Below are 18,156 nucleotides of genomic sequence, written 5' to 3'. Positions count from 1 at the left end.
CATGTGCGGTGGGCGGGTTGCCCCCAGCCTATCGAAGGAAGGTTCCGCCGCGACATAGGGCGCACAGGAGGCGCACGATGCGTGTCGCAAGCCCCCTGTGCACCCTCTCGGGCCGGGCGTCAGGCCAGGCCGAGCCGCTCGGCCGCGACGGCCGAGTCGACCGGCACGGTGACCGGCTGCGGGGCACCGGCCACGGCCCAGTCGGGGTCCTTCAGGCCGTTGCCGGTGACGGTGCACACGATGGTCTGGCCGGGGTCGACCTTGCCCTGTTCGGCGGCCTTGAGCAGACCGGCGACCGAGGCTGCGGAGGCGGGCTCCACGAAGACACCCTCCTGCGCGGCCAACAGCCGGTAGGCGCGCAGGATCTCACGGTCCGTCACCTCGTCGATGTGACCGCCGGATTCGTCCCGCGCGGCCAGGGCGTAACTCCAGGAGGCGGGGTTGCCGATCCGGATGGCGGTGGCCACGGTGGACGGGTCCTTGACGACCTCGCCGCGCACGATGGGCGCGCTGCCCGACGCCTGGTAGCCCCACATCCGCGGGGTACGGGTGGCCGGGCCGTCGGCGGCGTACTCCCGGTAGCCCTTCCAGTAGGCCGTAATGTTGCCCGCGTTGCCGACCGGGAGGACGTGGATGTCGGGGGCGTCGCCCAGCATGTCCACGATCTCGAAGGCGGCCGTCTTCTGGCCCTCGATGCGCACCGGGTTGACCGAATTGACCAGCGCCACCGGGTAGTTGTCGCTCAGGGCGCGCGCGAGGTCGAGACAGTCGTCGAAGTTGCCGGCGACCTGGAGGATCTTCGCGCCGTGCACCAGGGCCTGGCCCATCTTGCCGAGGGCGATCTTGCCCTGCGGGACCAGCACCGCCGAGACCATGCCCGCGCGCACCGCGTAGGCGGCGGCGGAGGCGGAGGTGTTGCCGGTGGAGGCGCAGATGACCGCCTTGGCGCCCTCCTCCTTGGCCCGCGTGATGGCCATGGTCATGCCCCGGTCCTTGAAGGAGCCGGTGGGGTTTGCCCCCTCCACCTTGAGGTGGACCGCGCAGCCCGTGCGCTCGGAGAGCACCTGTGCGGGCACGAGAGGCGTGCCGCCCTCGCGGAGCGACACGACGGGCGTGCTGTCGGTGACCGGCAGCCTGTCCCGGTACTCCTCGATGATTCCGCGCCACTGGTGGGTCATTGCCGCTTACTCCCCTTCAACCCGCATGATGCTGGCGACACCCCGCACGGTGTCGAGCTTGCGCAGCGCCTCCACGGTCCCGGTGAGGGACGCGTCGGAGGCGCGGTGCGTGACGACGACGAGGGACGCCTCGCCGTCCTTCCCCTGCTGCCTGACCGTGTCGATGGACACGCCGTGCTCGGCGAACACCGTGGCGACCTGCGCGAGGACACCCGGTTTGTCGGCGACGTCGAGGCTGATGTGGTACCGCGTGACGACGTCCCCCATCGGCGAGACGGGCAGCGCCGCGTACGCCGATTCGCCGGGCCCCGTCGCGCCGCCCAGGCGGTTGCGGCAGACCGCGACGAGGTCGCCGAGGACCGCCGAGGCGGTGGGCGCGCCGCCGGCGCCGGGGCCGTAGAACATGAGCTGGCCCGCCGCGTCGGACTCCACGAACACCGCGTTGTACGCGCCGCGCACCGAGGCCAGCGGATGGCTCAGCGGGATCATCGCGGGGTGGACGCGGGCGGTGACCGAGGCGCCGCCCCTGGCCCGCTCGCAGATGGCGAGCAGCTTGATGGTGCAGCCCATCTCCCGCGCCGAACGGAAGTCGGCCGCGGTGACCTCGGTCATGCCCTCGCGGTGCACGTCGTCGAGGCGGACCCGGGTGTGGAAGGCGATCCCGGCCAGGATGGCGGCCTTGGCGGCGGCGTCGAAGCCCTCCACGTCGGCGGTGGGGTCGGCCTCGGCGTACCCGAGCGCGGTGGCCTCGTCCAGGGCCTCCTGGTAGCCGGCGCCGGTGGAGTCCATCTTGTCGAGGATGAAGTTGGTGGTGCCGTTGACGATGCCGAGCACCCGGTTGACCTTGTCGCCGGCGAGGGACTCGCGCAGGGGGCGGATCAGCGGGATGGCGCCGGCGACGGCGGCCTCGTAGTAGAGGTCCCGGCCGTGCTCCTCGGCGGCGGCGTGCAGGGCGGCGCCGTCCTGGGCGAGCAGGGCCTTGTTGGCCGAGACGACGGAGGCGCCGTGCTCCAGCGCGGTGGTAATCAGGGCGCGGGCGGGCTCGATGCCGCCGATGACCTCCACCACCACGTCGATGTCACCCCGCTTGACCAGGGCGGTCGCGTCGGTGGTGACGAGCGCGGGGTCGATCCCGGCGCGCACCTTCGAGGGCCGCCGTACGGCGACCCCGGCCAGTTCGACCGGGGCCCCGATGCGGGCGGCGAGGTCGTCGGCGTGCGTCGTCATGATGCGCGCCACCTCGGAGCCGACCACTCCACAGCCCAGCAGCGCCACCTTCAGCGGACGCGTACGCATCATCCGACCTCGTTTCCTCTCACCGTCTACGGTTCGACCAGTCTCACTCACCGGATGGGGCTTTCCGCCTTTCGTCCGGATCGTGAGACATCTGTTTCGTGTTCCCGGAACGGGCCCCGGGCGGCCTCGGCACGGCTCAGCCGACGTCCAGCCGGAGCAGGTCCTCCTCCGTCTCGCGCCGGACGATCACCCGCGCCTCGCCGTCGCCGACCGCGACGACCGGCGGACGCAGGACGTGGTTGTAGTTGCTCGCCATGGACCGGCAGTAGGCGCCCGTGGCCGGGACGGCGATCAGGTCGCCCGGCGCGAGGTCGGCGGGGAGGAACGCGTCCTTGACCACGATGTCCCCGCTCTCGCAGTGCTTGCCGACGACCCGGGTGAGCATCGGCTCGGCGTCGCTGGTCCGCGAGACGAGGGCCACGCTGTACTCGGCGTCGTACAGCGCGGTGCGGATGTTGTCCGACATCCCGCCGTCGACGGAGACGTACGTCCGCAGCCCGTCGAGCGGCTTGACCGTGCCGACCTCGTACAGCGTGAACGCGGTCGGGCCGACGATGGCGCGGCCGGGCTCGACGGAGATACGGGGCACGCGCAGCCGGGCCGCCTCGCACTCACGGGTGACGATCTCGGTGAGCGCCTTGGCGATCTCGTGCGGCTCGCGGGGGTCGTCGGAGCTGGTGTAGGCGATGCCGAGGCCGCCGCCGAGGTCGATCTCGGGCAGCTCGACGCCGTGCTCGTCGCGGATGTCCTTCAGCAGGCCGACCACGCGGTGGGCGGCGACCTCGAAGCCGGACATGTCGAAGATCTGCGAACCGATGTGGCTGTGGATGCCGATGAGTTCGAGCCCGTCGAGGGTGAGGGCACGCCGTACGGCCTCCGCGGCCTGGCCGCCCGCGAGCGGGATGCCGAACTTCTGGTCCTCGTGCGCGGTGGCGATGAACTCGTGGGTGTGCGCCTCGACGCCGACGGTGATGCGGATCTGCGCCTTCTGCCGCTTGCCGAGCCCCTGCGCGATGTGCGCGACGCGGGCGATCTCCTGGAAGGAGTCGAGCACGATCCGGCCCACGCCGGCCTCGACGGCGCGGGTGATCTCCCCGACGGACTTGTTGTTGCCGTGGAAGGCGATGCGGGCGGGGTCCATCCCGGCGGACAGCGCGGTGGCCAGTTCGCCGCCGGAGCAGACGTCGAGGTTGAGCCCCTCCTCGTCCAGCCAGCGCACGACGGCGCGGGAGAGGAACGCCTTGCCGGCGTAGAACACGTCGGCGTCGGTGCCGAACGCGGTCCGCCAGGCACGGGCGCGGGCCCGGAAGTCCGACTCGTCGAGGATGTACGCGGGCGTGCCGAACTCCTCCGCCAGCTCGGTCACGGTGCGGCCGCCGACGCTGACGACACCGTCCTCGTCCCGGCGCACGGTGTGGGCCCACACCTTGGGGTCGAGGGAGTTGAGGTCGGCCGGCGGGGCCGAGTAGTGCCCCTCGGGCAGCACATCGGCGTGACGGGGCCCGGCGGGGTGGGCGGAACGGCTCATGAGTGGCTCTCTGTTCTCAGAGGTGTTCGGGTGCGTCGATGCCGAGCAGGGACAGGCCACCGGCGAGCACCGCCCCGGCGGCTTCGGCAAGCGCCAGCCGGGCGCGATGGGCGGCCCCGGGTTTCTCCTCCCCTACGGGCAGCACCTCGGGGAGAAGGGGGAGCAGCGCGTCCGCGACGGTCAGCAGGTGCCGGGCGAGGCGGTCGGGGGCGTGGTGGGTGGCGGCGGCGCGGAGGACGCGGGGGTGGTCGGCGAGGGGGGTCTGGAGAGGGTGCGGGGGGCGGACCGGACGGGGGGTGCCCGCGTCGTGGCCCAGCTCCCCCGGTTCCGCCGTGAAGCCCAGGTCGTGGGCGTTGCGGGTGAGCGCTCGTACGCGGGCGTGGGCGTAGCGGACGCGGAAGAGGGGGTTGATCTCACGCTGCACGAGGTGGTCCGCGGTGATGCGGGGCCGGTCGTGCGGGGCGGGGTGGAGCAGGGCCCAGCGGGCGGCGTCGGGGCCGAGCGGCGCGGGGTCCTCGGGCGCGGGCACGGGCCGTAGCGTGACGGGCTCGCCGTGCTCGATCTCCGCCCGGCCGCCCTGGGTGGCGACGATCCGCGCGACGGCGTCGGCCACGACCTCGGCGCGCACCTCGTACGGCACGCGCAGCACCACGGTCTGCCCGGCGAGGGCGTCTGTGTGCCCGTACTCCGTACCGCGCTCGCGGATCTCGCGGACGAGAGCGGTGAGCAGGTCGTCGCGGGCGCGGAGGCTGATGTTGAGGAACCCCGGCCCGGTGACGACGACGTCGCGGACCCCGTCCGCGTCGAGCAGCCGCGCCCGCAGGATGCCGGCGACACGCAGCGGGGGCTGGGCGGCGGGGCGGGCGAGGCGGAGGGCGACGTTGGTGGCGAAGTCGCCGCAGCCGCCGGGGCCGGGCTCGGTGAGGGTGACCCGTTCCGGCGGGGCCACGTCCAGCTCCCCCGCGTCCACGGCACGGCACACCGCGTCCAGGACGGTACGGGACAGCTCGGCGGGGGTCACGGGACAAGCCTAGGGGAGGCGGGACGGCGGGCGGAGACGGGTGGCTAGCCGCCGGAGCAGACCCCGTCGCGCCGGTCGCTCCGCTCCAGCAGCCCCTTGACCAGGCGAACCAGCTCGTCGGGCTCGAAGGGCTTGGGCAGGAAGGCGTCGACGCCGGCGTCGAGCCCGCTCTCCACCTCGTACTGCGTGCACGCGCTGACGATGGCGAGCGGGAGGTCGCGGGTACGGGGGTCGGCCCGGAGGCGTGCGGCGGTACTGAGCCCGTCGAGACGGGGCATGACGACGTCGAGCGTGATGACGTCCGGGCGCACCTGGTGCACCACATCAAGACACTCGGCACCATCGACCGCGGTCACCACCTCAAGCCCTTCCAGCTCGAGGTTGACCTTGATCAGCTGCCGGATGCCCTTGCTGTCATCCACAACAAGCACCCGGCCGGACGCGCCTGACACAACTCGAGAGTAGGTCGGGGCGGGCGGCCGCGTCCCGGTTTTCCCGAGTTCTCGCTCTGACGGGTGGTGGGGGGATTTGGGTGGACGCGGGGCGGGCGGGTATGGGGCGGGATACGGAGACGGGGGGCGCCGGGTGGATGCCGGCCGGTGCCAGGCCGGGGGGCGTGGACGCGGGAGGGCAGTGGCGGCGGATACCGGCTGGCGCCGAGGCGGGGATACGGACGCGCGGGGCGCTGGGGGTGGGGGCTGGCTGGCGCCGGGCCGGGGACACGGGCACGGGCAAGCGCAGTGGCGGTGGATACCGGCTGGCGCCGAGACGGGGATGCGGACGCGCGGGGGCCGTGGGGGTGGGAGCTGGTTTACGCCAAGCCGGGGACACGGACGCGGAGGCGTCGCGGGGAGGGATGCCGACCGGCGCCCCGGGCCACCGACGCGGGGGACGCCACAGGAGCGGAGACCGGTCGGCCTCAGACCCCGGGCCACCGACGCGGGGGACGCCACAGGAGCGGAGACCGGTCGGCGTCAGACCCCGGACCACGGACACGGTGAGCCTCGGACGGAGGCCAAGCCGAGTGCTGGAGCGGGGGCGCTGCAATCCCTGGGGCGAACTCACGGAGGCGGGGAGGCGCAGCCAGTCGAGGGGGTCACGGGTGCCGGACGTGCACCTCGCGCAGCCGACTCGGCTCCGGTCGAGCCGCAGATCAGAGCCCTCCACACGGGCGCCCAGGCGAGGCCGACCCCGCCTGGGCAAACCCGTTCCTGATCACCCTCCAAGACCTGCTAGGGTTCTACCCGTCGCCGCAAGCGCCCAGCGCAACGCCCGACACGCCCCCGTAGCTCAGGGGATAGAGCAACGGCCTCCGGAGCCGTGTGCGCAGGTTCGAATCCTGCCGGGGGCACCTTGAATTAGGTGCCCAAAGACCCCGTCACCAGCGGAAACGCTGCGGTCGGGGTCTTCGCGTATGTGCAGGCGTGTGCCGCCCGGAGCGGGCGTATGTCGGGATCTGTGGACTATTCGTGGACAAGATCTTGGACTGTCTCCCCTGGTCAGCCCCAGAGTTTCCGGAGGAGCCATCAGCCGGCGTCCGGCCATTCCTCACGGGGCGAAGGCGGCTCCGGATCGTTCTGCCGTTTCACTCGCCGCGCGTTCTCCCCTCGCAGGCTCGACAACCACGGCCACAGATCCGGCAGAGGCTGTGCGGGGCAGGCAAGGCGGTGCTCGACGCGGCACGGCTGGAACTGGTCTGGCGGACACACCCCGTAGACCGTCACCCGTCCGTCGGACAGTTCGATCCATCGGTGCTTCTCCGGCACCGTATGGGCTAGGGGATTCATGTCCGGCTCCAGCAGCACCCACTCTTGCTCAAGAGTCGGCACTCGGTCCTGCAACAGACCGCAGTTAGGACAAGGGGACTGCCCACCACTCAGCCGCCGCGGTTCCCTCTCTAAAAGCCCCATACCGTGAGGGTCGCCAGTCCGGCAGCCCAGGCGTAGGGCGCGAACCGGACGGGACGTCTGGGGCGGCAGTCGACAAGCGGCACAAAAGGCGACGCGGCAGGTGCACCCAGCAACCAACACCCGACGACACACGGCCGAGATAGGGCGAAGCCCCCAGTCCATGGGCTGGGGGCTAACAACGCACGTACGTGTCACTCATACTCGCGCAGCAACTCTTCGATCTTGCGATTGACGACCTCTTGCCGCCCATCTATGCATTTTGCGTACCGGCTCAGCAAGACCTACACGCTGTTGCCTGCGCGTTCGGCGCCCTCCGTTGGATCGACACCGGCGTTGAGCCAGGTGGACAACGCCGAGTGCCGCAGGTCGTACGGACGGGCAGCGAGTGGCGAGGCCACCGCGGCCGGCGGGAGAGCGAGCGCACGAGCCTCCTGCCAGACGCGGTAGTACGTCGGGGAGCCGACCACTCCCCCACGCCCATTGGTGAACAGCCGCCCGTCCTCGGCGGTACCGAAGGTATCGAGGTGCCGCCTGAGGATGGCAACGAGCTGGGGCAAGATCGGCACGAGTCTCACTTCCTAGGCCGGCCGATTCTTCAGGCCCCGGTCGTCGTGGGTCTCTCCCGAGTCCGTCCACTGCTTGCCAGCACTGGGACGCGTCCGGTTCAGCAACGCCGTGCCCCAGCCCGTCTCCAGCAGCTTCAGGTCTGCCGCGGTAAGGCCCACGGCTTCAGCGGGGCGGAAGACGCCGTAATACATGCAGGCGAACAGGCCGACCAGTCGACGGCCGCGGGCCCGACCGTACCCACCGACGTACGACACAGCGGCCAGCAAAGAACGCGCCTGCTCTGGGTTGGCCACCACCCGTAGATCGACTTCTCCGGCGACCTTCGGTTTCTTCCAGCGAATGCCAGTGATCGGGTTCTCTTAAACTCCCCGAGGTCGACCGCGTAGTGCAGGGCGTTGACCAGCGTCCGGCGCTTGCGGCGAACAGTCTCCGCGACTGCCGCTGTGCCGTCCAGTTTCAGCTTCAACGCGTCCAGCCGGCCCTGGCGATCGCAACGTCATCGAGATCGGCGAGGGGGCGTGAAGCCTTCGACACCCAGTGCAGCGCGTGTGCGATCTCATGTGGCAGTTCGCGGTCATCCGGACCGGGAAGGACGAAAGCCCAGTTCCGGAGCACCCTCCTGATCGGCTCCTCGGGTGGCCGACCTGGTCGACCTTCACCTCCATTTAGCCAAGAAGTGAGATCCGTAAAGTCTTTTCCTGCCTGACTGTTGCTCCCCTGGTCATAATTCCTCGAAAAAACGGAGCGCCAAAAGAAACGACGCATCTTTCGTAGTGCTGTGCCACTCTCTACGGAACGCTTAGATTCAACTTCGTGCCACACGGCAGCCAAGGGAACAAGGAGCATGGAATACGGAAGCCACTTCGGAGCGAGGACTCCGCACTCATCACGAAGAAAAGTTAGTGCACGCGCCGCCCCCTGCGCCACCTGATCCCAGTACTTTTCGAATTCCGTAGGCGTCAGCTCCAAAACGTCACTACGTTGAGCCGACGCTCGAACACCCTGATACTTTTCACCCGTTGCTCGAAGCGAAACAGCTTGAAGTAAGTAATAAGCGTCGACTTCAAACGAGGTGATGATTGGATGCTTTCGCTGCACATCCTCCCAATTCCTTCGAAGGTCAACCCCAGCAGGCCAGAAGCGAGCGGCCAAGAGCTCGAAAACACTAAGCTTCACACCTGTCCGATTAATGGTTTCGAAAATGCGACACACTGCATCAAGGGGCGTAGCCTCTGGCAGTTCAACTACAGGGAATCGATAGTTTCCAATCGGCCGAAGATACCTCCGCACCAGTCGGCAGACCTCACTGCGTCGAGCTTTCCAATCTTCACCCGCTACCGCCTCCTCCATGCTGTCGAGCCATTCCTCGATGAGCTCGCACTCAATTAGAGAAAGCGGAAACAGTGATTGTCTAATCTCCTCCACAGCATCAGCCGGCGGGCGCTTACGCCCAGACCTAGCGTTGACTTCTCGATAGACGATTACATCATCAAGACGGCTTGCATCGAGAAGCCCCGAGGCACCGGAGTCAAGGGAGCCCAGAAGAGCAAGATCGACGAAGAATCTTTGCTGACCGGTGCCGGTGAGCGCTTGAAATATGGACGTGAGTCGCTGCTGCCCGTCCAACACTAGAGTGGCTGAGTCTCTGAGCTGAACGTCGAATCCTTCGAACGGGCGCCGTTTGATCTGCGGCGTCTTTTGCTCCCAGAAAAGAAGGGGCCCGGCTGGGTGACGGGCGATAATGGAGACCAGAAGCTTTTGCGTGTCCGCTGGGTCCCAAACAAAGCTTCACTGAAAGTCCGGTATGGCGAGTCGACCTCGCGTCATGTCGTCCATCAGTTCTTTGATCGACGGCGTATCTGGAGTTGACATTTGCTTAGACAGGTGGTTCTCCTGCCAAACCACGCCCCCCTCAGGAAACGGTAGCCACCTGTGACGGGTTGATATACTGATGCCCCGTCAGTCAACATGGACCCCCTGCGTGCTTGCACCGGCACCGGATCAGGCTGGTGAGCGCCTGAGCCAGCGCCACTCGGTGCGGACTAGCTGCGGACAGGTCGTCGACAACTAGACGCCATAGCGACTCTGACTAGCGTCTTGTCAACGAGGCCAAAGGCCCTCCAGGGCGGGCGATGCCACCGTCGCCAAGCTTGAGCGGTGAGCACTCCGGCTCGGCATCAGCCTGAGAAGGGCACGAACCTCAGTGGGTGGCAGCTCAAGCTTTGTCTGGCAGAGCAATCTCTGCCGCATCCCGCGCTCGCCGGACCGCGTCCGCAAGTGGGTCAGCCATCACAACCGCCTCTTCGCTGGCGAGTTGGACGCGCTGCGTAGCGGTAGCGTCCCCGCTCGTCTGAGCAATAAGGTCCAGATATTCGTCATTGGCGCTGCCGAGTCGTTCGAGCTGGTCTTGCTGAGCGATCAAGTCATCAATGGCCTTAACGTGCTTGGCGTACTGCTCAAGCGCCGCAATGCGTGCCGTGACGTGTCTGCGGCTGGTTTCCAATGCAGCTGCCTGAGAGGAGAGGACGGATTCCACAGCTGCCCCGGCGCTTACGGTCGAAGCTCCCCAATGCTTCAAGGCCAACTGGTTGACCTTTTCGGCGTCCTTTGCAACTTTCCAAAGGATTTCACGAAGCTCAACGTTATTGCGCGCCTGGTCGACTACGTCCATTCTATGAGCAGTGGATGTCAGGATACGGTCTACTGCTGTTGCGGCGCGCAGAAGCAGGGCTCGGTCCTCCTGCTCTAGATCGCAGGGACATATGTACTTACCCGCATGTTGACGAGCAATCACAACTGTCTTGGCATCTGCCCGCCGTTCCCGAACCTCCTCGACGCACATGATCAGCGTAAGCAGGGCGGCCACTAGAAAGGCGACTCCGACCCAGAAGACAATGCCTGAGACGCTAACCTTGATCACTACCGCGACACCCATATAGGCACAGACGGCCGATATGATCCCGAACCCGATGGGCCCCAGCGGACCCATCTTCTTGTTCCGTATCGCCTCCTGCTGCTTCGCGCGGCGAGTCAACTCCCTCGGCGTGGGGCCTGGGGCACGCTGGCCGTCTCTAGACGGCAGCGACTGACACGGAACACTGGTGAGCGCTTCGCGGACTTCCGCCGGAAGTTCGGGGTCAGGGATAGCTCTATCCGACACCGGCACCGACACGACCACCCTGCCCCCTGCGTAGATTTTGTGCTGAAGTGGTGGACACTCTAGTGGGCCCATGCTCCGTACCACAGGGCTCTCGCTCCCCTCGCGTGGCGCGGAGTAGCACCCAGGCCACCCATGGACTACCTGCGGACGGATCGCGCGCTATCTATCGCCGGTAGGCCCGTGGCCTGGGCAAACGTCGGACCCCGCAATGCTGCCCTCCGGAGCCGTGTGCGCAGGACCGACTCCTGCCGCGGCACCTTGGACGAGCCAACCGAAGACCCTGGCCCAGCGGCAACGCTGAGGCCGGGGTCTCGGTGTTCGCGCTGCCGCGAGCGAGTCGAGTGAGCCGGCATTGGAAATGAGCGTGAGGATGCACGGCAACTCCAGGCGCATTGCCCCAGTAGCCCGTCCGCGCAACCCCACCACCCCAGGCGCCTGACTACCGATAAAACACAGCAACCCCGCCATGATGCGAGCAAGCCCCCTGATGGTGCGCCGCATACGAATACGACCCGTCGTTGCACAGCGCCGTCGCCCCGCCGCCCCCCGAGCTGGAGCCTCCTGACGAACTGGAGCCACCGGACGAGCCAGACCCGCCGCCGGACGAGCCAGACCCGCCGCCGGACGAGCCGGAGCCCCCGCCGGACGACGATCCGCCCGATGTCGAGCCCCCCGAACCCGCCGCGGCCGCACGCGCGGTGACCGTCACCCGGACCTTGACCTTGACCGTCTCGGTCACCGTCGGCGCGGGCTCCGGCTTCGCGGTCTCCGTTGCCGTGGCTGTCGCGGTGATCGTGGCCGTGGGCGTCGGGAGGGCCTTGGTGTTGGCCGCCGACTTCGTGGTGTTCGGGTTCTGGGCGTCGGCGCCGGCGCTGCCTATGCCCAGGATGAAGGCGAGGCCCAGGGCGGGGAGGACGAAGCGCTTGCGGGCCCACTTCGGGGCGAGGCGGGCCTGCGGCCGGCCGGGCGGAGGCTGGAACGGCGGCTGAGGCTGGTAGTAGGTCATGGCGGGTCCCCCCAAGCGAGTACGTGGGGGGTGAACCTATCTATGCCCGCACGCCCCACGTGAGGAACTCGTGAAGAAGGTGACCGAGTTGTGACACTTCAACCCTCAACTACTCGTGCCGGATCCTCACTCCGGCAACTCCACCACCGTCTCCTCGTTCTCGTTCGCCGCGTACGGATGGACCGGCGACGCCGGTGTGTACGGGGTGAACCAGGTGTCCGGGTCCTCCGGGGTCGCCGGGTGGGGCGGGGTCGGGGGGTGGAGGGTGGTGGCGAAGGTTTCCAGGGCCTGGGTGACCTCGTCCGACAGCAGGCTGTAGAGGTCGGCCGTCACCTCCGCCTGGTTCAGGAGCGACTTGAGGAGGAGTTCCTCGGCCAGGCAGGTGGGGTGGTCGAACGGGGGGCGGGTGAGGCGGCCCGTCAGGGTGATCGCGGTGACGGTGAGGCGACGGGTGAAGAGGACCGTGTAGGCGTCCGCCAGGTGCGGGGGCAGGTCGTCCAGGATCATGAACGTCGCGTTGCTGCGGGCGACCGTGGGGCCGTCGTCCTCCAAGGCGGCCAGGTCGGTGAAGAGTTCGTCCACCAGGAGGTCGATCGCGTAGACCACGGCGCCCGCCGCTATCTCCGCCGCCTCTCTGCCCACCTCGCACTCCGGTGCCGACTCGTCATGGCCGAACGCGTCCAGGGTGAACGCCGTGAGCGTCGGCGCCAGTTCGCGCAGCCTCGTACGCATCGCCTGGCTCTCCGAGTGGCCCGGGCTGTCCTGGGGCGCCGGGGTCGTGCCCGCCGCGTGGCGTTTCGCGCGTTCCGCGGGGTCGGACGGCGGGGCGTCCGGGCCGTCCGCCGCATCCAGGCTCTCCTGGAGCAGCTCGGAGTTCAGTTCCACCGCGCAGCGGGTCAGGCGCCACTCGGACAGCGCCTCGGTGCGTTCCATCAGCTCCGTCACCACCTCCCGCGCCGCGTCCTCCGCGAACTCCAGCGCCGGGGCGTCCACGAACAGCTTCAGCAGGGCCCCGCCCGGATGGGCGGCGATCACGTCGTCCAGCAGGTCGACCTCCATGCCGTCCGGGCCCTCGACCGCCTCCAGCGAGTCGAAGCCCTTGCGCAGCAGGAAGACCACTCCCTCCCGGCGCAGTGCGTCGAGTTCCGGAGCCCCCTGGGGCGGGGCCATCGCCACGGTCACCACGTATGTCACATGTTCATCGTGCCTGAGGGCGCGCCGTTCGGGGAGGTGAATCCGAGGTACGGGACGTGCGGGCGTGCGCGGGCGGCGACCCGGGTACGCGGCCGACGCCCATCCCGGCCATGGGACGGCGCCACGAGGCCACCCCCTCGGACCGCCCCCGATGCCCCCCACTCCGCGGTACGGGCCGTCCGTGACGACGCCTCGCCCGGCCACCCGGGCCGGCTCCGCCCTCCAGCTCACGCCGCCCCCGCGTGCGCCGCGCGCCGACCTGGACGGCGACGGCGCCCGACCGGGCTGCTTCGCCTACCGCGCCCTCCCGGTCACGCCCGTCCTCCTCGGGCGGCACGGCCGACGCCCTCGTCCCGGCGACCGGGCACCCCGCTCACCGCGGCCCGGAGCACCGACCCAGCTCGCCCCCTGCCCCGACACGCCCCGCGCGGCATGGCCGTGGAGTGGCCGTCCCCCGCCATGCCGCCCTCGGCCGCCGGACCCACCCGCACCGCCGACCCGCCGCCGATCCCACCCCCGCCCCCACGCTCACACCCTCAAGCCGACCGTTTCCCCGAAGCCGCCCTCTTCTTCGCGGGTGCCTTCTTCGCCGCGGGCTTCTTCTCCGTCGCCTTGGACGTGGACTTGGACGCCGTCTTCTTGGCGGCCCCCTTCGCCTCCCCCGCCTTGGACGTGGACTTCCGCGCGCTCGCGGTCTTCTTGGCCGCCGTCTTGGACGTGGACTTCCGCGCCCCCGTCTCCTTCGGCGTCCCCCGCCCGTGCAGGTTCCGCACCTCCGCCTCCCCCGCGCCGCCCCGCGACTCGCGGGCCTCGCGGACGCTCTTCTCCAGCGCGGCCATGAGGTCGAGGACCTTGCCGTCGCCGGCCGGGGCGGGGGCCGCGGGCGGGGTCTCGCCGGCGGCCTTGGCGGCGATGACCTCCTCGACGGCCTCGCGGTACTCGTCGTGCAGGTCGTCGAGGTCGACCTCGCCCAGGGTGTCCATGAGGGCGTCGGCGAGGTCCAGTTCCTTGTCGCGGACGGTGACGTCCACGTCGGGGGCGACCCCCTCGGGGGCGCGTACCTCGTCGGGCCAGAGCAGGCCGTGCAGGACGATCACGTCGTCCACCACGCGCAGCATCCCCAGCCGCTCGCGCCCGCGCAGCGCGAACTTGGCGATGGCGACCTTGTGGCTGCGCTTGAGGGCCTCGCGCAGCAGGGTGTAGGGCTTCGCGGCCGGCGCTCCGGCGGCGGCGATGTAGTACGCGGCGTCCATCTGGAGCGGGTCGATGCGGTCGGCCGGCACGAAGGCGACGATCTCGATCGTGCGGGCGGTGGGCAGCGGGAGGTGGGAGAGGTCGTCGTCGGTGATCGGGATCATCTCGCCGTCGGCGCCCTCGTACGCCTTGCCGATCTCGGACTGGGTGACCTCGCGGTCCTCCAGTTCGCAGACCTTGCGGTAGCGGATGCGGCCGTTGTCCTCGGTGTGGACCTGGCGGAAGGAGACCGCGTGGCTCTCGGTGGCGTTCACCAGCTTGACCGGGATGCTGACGAGGCCGAAGGAGATGGCGCCGTTCCAGATGGATCGCACGTGCCGGGTCCCTTCCGTACGGGTTCGACTTATCCCATTCGTCCCATTTCTGGGATTGTCATCCTATGACGCCAGTGACGGAGGTGGAGGGGCGGCGGGTCTCGCTCAGCAATCTGGAGAAGGTGCTGTACCCGGAGACCGGCTTCACCAAGGGCGAGCTGCTGCACTACTACGCCACCGCCGCCGGGGTGCTGCTGCCGCATCTGCGGGACCGGGCGGTGTCCCTGCTGCGGTATCCGGACGGCCCCGGGGGCGAGGTGTTCTTCACCAAGAACGTGCCGCCGGGTACGCCCGACTGGGTCACGACCGCCGAGGTGCCCCGGTCGACCGGCGCGGCCCGGATGCTGGTGATCCAGGACCTGCCGAGCCTGATGTGGGCGGCGAACCTGGTGGCCGAGTTCCACACCCACCAGTGGCTGGTCCAGACCCCGGACGAGGCCGACCGGGTGGTGTTCGACCTCGACCCCGGCGCGCCCGCGACGGTCGTCCACTGCTGCGAGGTCGCCCTGTGGCTGCGCGAGCGGCTCGCGGCGGACGGGATCGAGGCGTACGCCAAGACCGCCGGGTCCAAGGGGCTGCATCTGCTGGCGTCGGTACGGGGCGGGTCCCCGGCCCGGGCGAGCGACTACGCGAAGGCGCTCGCGGTGGAGGCGGAACGGGCGATGCCGGGGCTGGTGCTGCACCGGATGACCCGGAGCCTGCGGCCGGGCAAGGTGTTCGTCGACTGGAGCCAGAACGCCGCCCGCAAGACCACCGCCGCCCCCTACACCGTCCGCGCCCGCAGCGCCCCCACCGTCTCCACGCCCGTCACCTGGGACGAGGTCGAGCGCTGCCGCGACCCGGCCGAGCTGACCTTCCTCCCCGAGGACGTCGCGGCCAGGGTGGAGCGGCACGGTGACCTCCTCGCGGGCCTCCTGGACCCGAAACGGGCGGCACGGCTGCCGTAGGCACAGCCGGTCCCGGCACCGGCGTACCTGGGTCCTGCCGCGGTCACAGCCGGGCCCAGGTCCGCCGGTCCCGTGCCCGCGCGTACAGCGCCTCCACCTCGGAGGGCCGCAGTACGGCGCCCGGGCGGGCGAGCCCCGGCAGCTCCGTCTCCCGCAGCACCCGCAGACCCCCCACGTCCCCCGCGACGCTCACCTCGGCCGGGTCGACCAGGACCAGCACCGGGCGCACCCCCGCCGTCAGGGCGTACGCGGCCCGCCCGGCGTCGGCGCGCAGCCGGCGCGGGAGCGGTTCGGGTGGGCGGCGGCCGACCGCGACCAGCGGGCCGGAGAGCCGCACCCGCCGCCCGCGGGCGTACAGCGCGCCGACGGCGAAGAGGCCGGCGGGGCCGGCGAGCAGGTGCGGGATGCGGCCGCCGCCGGGGAGCGGTACGGAGTGCAGGGTGCGGCAGCCCGCCCCCTCCAGCCGGTCCAGGGCCGCGCCGACGGCCTGTTCCGCGAGGAGGGCGCGGCGGCGCGGGTCGGCACGGAACCTGGGGGCGGGCTCGCGGTCGAGGGCGACCAGCAGGGCCTCGCCGGGGCGGTTCGGGGCGAGGTCGTCGTCCGGGGGCAGGGTCAGCCGGGCGAGTTCGGCGGCGTCCGGGACCGGGGGCGGACCGAGGGTCACCGGGCCGGTGAGGAAGGGCTTCAGCGCGTCGAGCACGTCCCGCTCGCGCTCGGCGACGAGCAGGCTGACCCGGCCGCTCCCCCGGTCGTACCAGGCGACGCCACCGCCGCCCGCGTCGCACACGTAGAGCCGCCCCCGGCTCGGCACCACCCTGAGTCCGCTCATCGCGCCATCACCCCCCACCCATGGGACCAGCGCGCCCCGAAGGGAGCAAGCGCCCCTCCCCGATGGCCCACTGCGGCGCGCCACCGCACCCGTGAACTCCTAATGTGGCGGTTAGTCAGTTCCGTCCCGTTTCGGAGGTCTTCCATGTCCCTGCGTTCCGTCCTCTTCCACGGCCTGGCTCTGGCAGCCGTGACGGGCGTGCTGCTCGGCGGGGCGGTGCCCGCCGGTGCCGCGGACGGCCCGACCGGGGGTGCGCCGGCCGCTCAGCAGGAGGGCGGCCCCGACGGGCACGCGGGCGGGCGCGGCGACCGCGACCCCCGCCGGTACGAGGGCGTGGTGACCGCCAAGGGCGGCATCTGGCTGCACGACCGCCCGGACCGCGGCACCCGCCGCGTCCGCTTCGCGGAGCAGGGCGAACACGTGTCCATCTACTGCAAGGTGAACGGCGACCGGGTCGGCGACAACCCGCTCTGGTACCTGCTGACCGACGGCACCTGGGCCTGGGCCTCGGCCCGCTACATCGGCAATGTCGGGCCCGCCCCCCGCTGGTGCTGATCCCCCGCCAGCGGAACTCCCGCCGATGACCCAGGCCGGGACCGCGCCGCCCGCCTCCCGCGCCGCCGCCCCGCGCCCCCGGCTGCCCCGGCGGCGCGGGGTCGAGCTGTCCCTGATCGTGCTGGCCGTGCTCCTGTCGGTGTACGGCTACTGCGCGGTCGGCCTGGCCCGTACCGGTTCCGTACCGCCCGGCGCGGCGGGGTACGGGGCCGGGCTCGGTGGTCTCGCGCTGCTCGCGCACATCGCGGTGCGGCTGCGGGCGCCGTACGCCGATCCGTTGCCGCTGCCCATCGCGGTGCTGCTGAACGGGCTCGGGCTGGTGCTGATCTACCGGCTCGACCTCCAGACCCCGGCCGACCGGGCGGCCCCGGCGCAGCTGGTGTGGTCGACGCTCGGGGTGGGGCTGTTCATCGTGGTCGTGCTGGTGCTGCGCGACCACCGGGTACTACAGCGGTATTCGTACGTGTGTGTGGCGGCGGCCCTGGTGCTGTTGCTGCTGCCGATCCTGTTCCCGGCGGTCAACGGCGCCCGGATCTGGATCAGGATCGCGGGGTTCTCCATCCAGCCGGGCGAGTTCGCCAAGGTGCTCCTCGCGGTGTTCTTCGCCGCGTACCTGGCGGCGAACCGCAGCGCGCTGGCGTACACCGGGCGCCGGATCTGGCGGCTGCAGTTCCCGACCGGGCGGGTGCTCGGGCCGATCGTGACGATCTGGCTGCTGAGCGTCGGGGTGCTGGTGCTGGAGCGGGACCTCGGCACCTCACTGCTCTTCTTCGGCCTGTTCGTGGTGCTGCTGTACGTGGCGACCGGGCGGACCGGGTGGATCGCGGTGGGGCTGGTGCTGGCGGTGCTCGGCGCGTGGGCGGTGGGGCATCTGGAGCCGCACGTGCACGGCCGGATCGAGGACTGGCTGCACCCCTTCGCCACCATCGACGCGGGCGAGGGACCCAACCAGCTCGCCCAGTCGCTGTTCGCCTTCGCGGCGGGCGGGACGACCGGCACCGGGCTGGGGCTCGGCCACTCCACGCTGATCGGCTTCGCCACCAAGTCGGACTTCATCCTGGCGACGGCCGGTGAGGAACTGGGCCTCGCCGGGCTGGCGGCGATCTTCCTGCTGTACGCCCTGCTGGTGGAGCGGGGATTCAGGGCCGCCCTCGCCCTGCGGGAGCCGTTCGGACGGCTGCTGGCGGTGGGGCTGGCGTCGATCCTGGCGCTCCAGGTGTTCGTGATCGCGGGCGGGGTGACCGGGCTCATCCCGCTGACCGGCATGGCGATGCCGTTCCTCGCCCAGGGCGGCTCCTCGGTGGTCACCAACTGGGCGATCGTGGCCCTGCTGATCCGGGTGAGCGACTCGGCGCGCAGCCAGTACGACGGCGAGGAGGCCCCGTGAGCGGACCGGG

At 70.3% G+C, this 18,156-nt stretch carries 14 protein-coding genes, 1 tRNA gene and 2 pseudogenes; 4 read left to right on the top strand and 13 right to left on the bottom strand.

The features are described from left to right. Positions 1-119: 119 nt before the first annotated feature. From thrC to EV284_RS09780, 5 genes are all read right to left on the bottom strand, one after another. The gene (thrC, locus tag EV284_RS09800; RefSeq protein WP_030815927.1) at positions 120-1,178 is read right to left on the bottom strand and encodes a threonine synthase; all 1,059 of its coding nucleotides are present in this window, start codon (positions 1,176-1,178) and stop codon (positions 120-122) included. A gap of 6 nt (positions 1,179-1,184) precedes the next feature. After that, on the bottom strand, positions 1,185-2,477 hold the full coding sequence (locus EV284_RS09795) for a homoserine dehydrogenase (RefSeq protein WP_165425493.1): 1,293 nt from the start codon (positions 2,475-2,477) through the stop codon (positions 1,185-1,187). Positions 2,478-2,610: 133 nt separating this feature from the next. Beyond that, the gene (gene lysA / locus EV284_RS09790; protein ID WP_130332333.1) at positions 2,611-4,002 is read right to left on the bottom strand and encodes a diaminopimelate decarboxylase; all 1,392 of its coding nucleotides are present in this window, start codon (positions 4,000-4,002) and stop codon (positions 2,611-2,613) included. A gap of 16 nt (positions 4,003-4,018) precedes the next feature. After that, entirely contained in the window at positions 4,019-5,023 is a 1,005-nt protein-coding gene (gene nrtL, locus EV284_RS09785; protein WP_130332331.1) for an ArgS-related anticodon-binding protein NrtL, read from the bottom strand. 44 nt (positions 5,024-5,067) lie between these two features. Next, the gene (locus tag EV284_RS09780) at positions 5,068-5,475 is read right to left on the bottom strand and encodes a response regulator (protein WP_130332329.1); all 408 of its coding nucleotides are present in this window, start codon (positions 5,473-5,475) and stop codon (positions 5,068-5,070) included. Between the two features lie 827 nt (positions 5,476-6,302). On the opposite strand from EV284_RS09780, the gene EV284_RS09775 reads away from it, so the two are divergent. Beyond that, positions 6,303-6,374: transfer RNA gene (locus tag EV284_RS09775), tRNA-Arg, on the top strand. A 175-nt stretch (positions 6,375-6,549) separates the two neighbouring features. Here EV284_RS09775 and EV284_RS33215 read toward each other — a convergent pair. The 7 genes and pseudogenes from EV284_RS33215 to EV284_RS09740 form a co-directional block, all read right to left on the bottom strand. Further along, positions 6,550-6,933, bottom strand: coding sequence for a DUF6083 domain-containing protein (locus tag EV284_RS33215; RefSeq protein ID WP_242625633.1), 384 nt, complete (start codon positions 6,931-6,933; stop codon positions 6,550-6,552). 191 nt (positions 6,934-7,124) lie between these two features. Next, a pseudogene (locus EV284_RS32960) lies at positions 7,125-8,151 on the bottom strand (site-specific integrase); the annotation flags it as partial. Positions 8,152-8,649: 498 nt separating this feature from the next. Beyond that, positions 8,650-9,273 (bottom strand): annotated as a pseudogene (locus tag EV284_RS32645) (DUF262 domain-containing protein); the annotation flags it as partial. A 442-nt stretch (positions 9,274-9,715) separates the two neighbouring features. Then, positions 9,716-10,678 carry a hypothetical protein gene (locus EV284_RS09755; RefSeq protein ID WP_130332321.1) on the bottom strand — a complete coding sequence of 321 codons (963 nt, stop codon included), beginning with the start codon at positions 10,676-10,678 and terminating at the stop codon, positions 9,716-9,718. Positions 10,679-11,099: 421 nt separating this feature from the next. Then, positions 11,100-11,666 carry a DUF3761 domain-containing protein gene (locus EV284_RS09750; RefSeq protein ID WP_130332319.1) on the bottom strand — a complete coding sequence of 189 codons (567 nt, stop codon included), beginning with the start codon at positions 11,664-11,666 and terminating at the stop codon, positions 11,100-11,102. A gap of 126 nt (positions 11,667-11,792) precedes the next feature. Continuing rightward, positions 11,793-12,860 carry a hypothetical protein gene (locus EV284_RS09745; RefSeq protein WP_130332317.1) on the bottom strand — a complete coding sequence of 356 codons (1,068 nt, stop codon included), beginning with the start codon at positions 12,858-12,860 and terminating at the stop codon, positions 11,793-11,795. A gap of 536 nt (positions 12,861-13,396) precedes the next feature. After that, complete coding sequence (locus EV284_RS09740; RefSeq protein ID WP_130332315.1) at positions 13,397-14,428, bottom strand: Ku protein; 1,032 nt, start codon at positions 14,426-14,428, stop codon at positions 13,397-13,399. A 65-nt stretch (positions 14,429-14,493) separates the two neighbouring features. Between EV284_RS09740 and ligD the strand changes: the two genes are divergently transcribed. Next, positions 14,494-15,375, top strand: a complete 882-nt coding sequence (ligD, locus tag EV284_RS09735) for a non-homologous end-joining DNA ligase (RefSeq protein ID WP_130332313.1) — start codon at positions 14,494-14,496, stop codon at positions 15,373-15,375. 43 nt (positions 15,376-15,418) lie between these two features. On the opposite strand, the gene EV284_RS09730 is transcribed toward ligD, so the two are convergent. Further along, positions 15,419-16,204 (bottom strand): NERD domain-containing protein, encoded by a 786-nt coding sequence (locus tag EV284_RS09730; RefSeq protein WP_130332311.1) that lies wholly within the window; start codon positions 16,202-16,204, stop codon positions 15,419-15,421. Positions 16,205-16,348: 144 nt separating this feature from the next. On the opposite strand from EV284_RS09730, the gene EV284_RS09725 reads away from it, so the two are divergent. Both EV284_RS09725 and EV284_RS09720 read left to right on the top strand, forming a co-directional pair. After that, on the top strand, positions 16,349-16,759 hold the full coding sequence (locus tag EV284_RS09725) for an SH3 domain-containing protein (protein ID WP_207228985.1): 411 nt from the start codon (positions 16,349-16,351) through the stop codon (positions 16,757-16,759). A 25-nt stretch (positions 16,760-16,784) separates the two neighbouring features. Then, entirely contained in the window at positions 16,785-18,146 is a 1,362-nt protein-coding gene (locus EV284_RS09720; RefSeq protein ID WP_130332307.1) for an FtsW/RodA/SpoVE family cell cycle protein, read from the top strand. The last annotated feature ends 10 nt before the right edge of the window (positions 18,147-18,156 follow it).

This window comes from Streptomyces sp. BK022, assembly GCF_004217355.1.
In the GTDB taxonomy this organism is placed as follows: Bacteria; Actinomycetota; Actinomycetes; order Streptomycetales; family Streptomycetaceae; genus Streptomyces; species Streptomyces griseoluteus.
The sequence above is the reverse complement of the archived record's forward strand: the minus strand, read 5'-3'. Positions and strand labels throughout refer to the sequence as shown.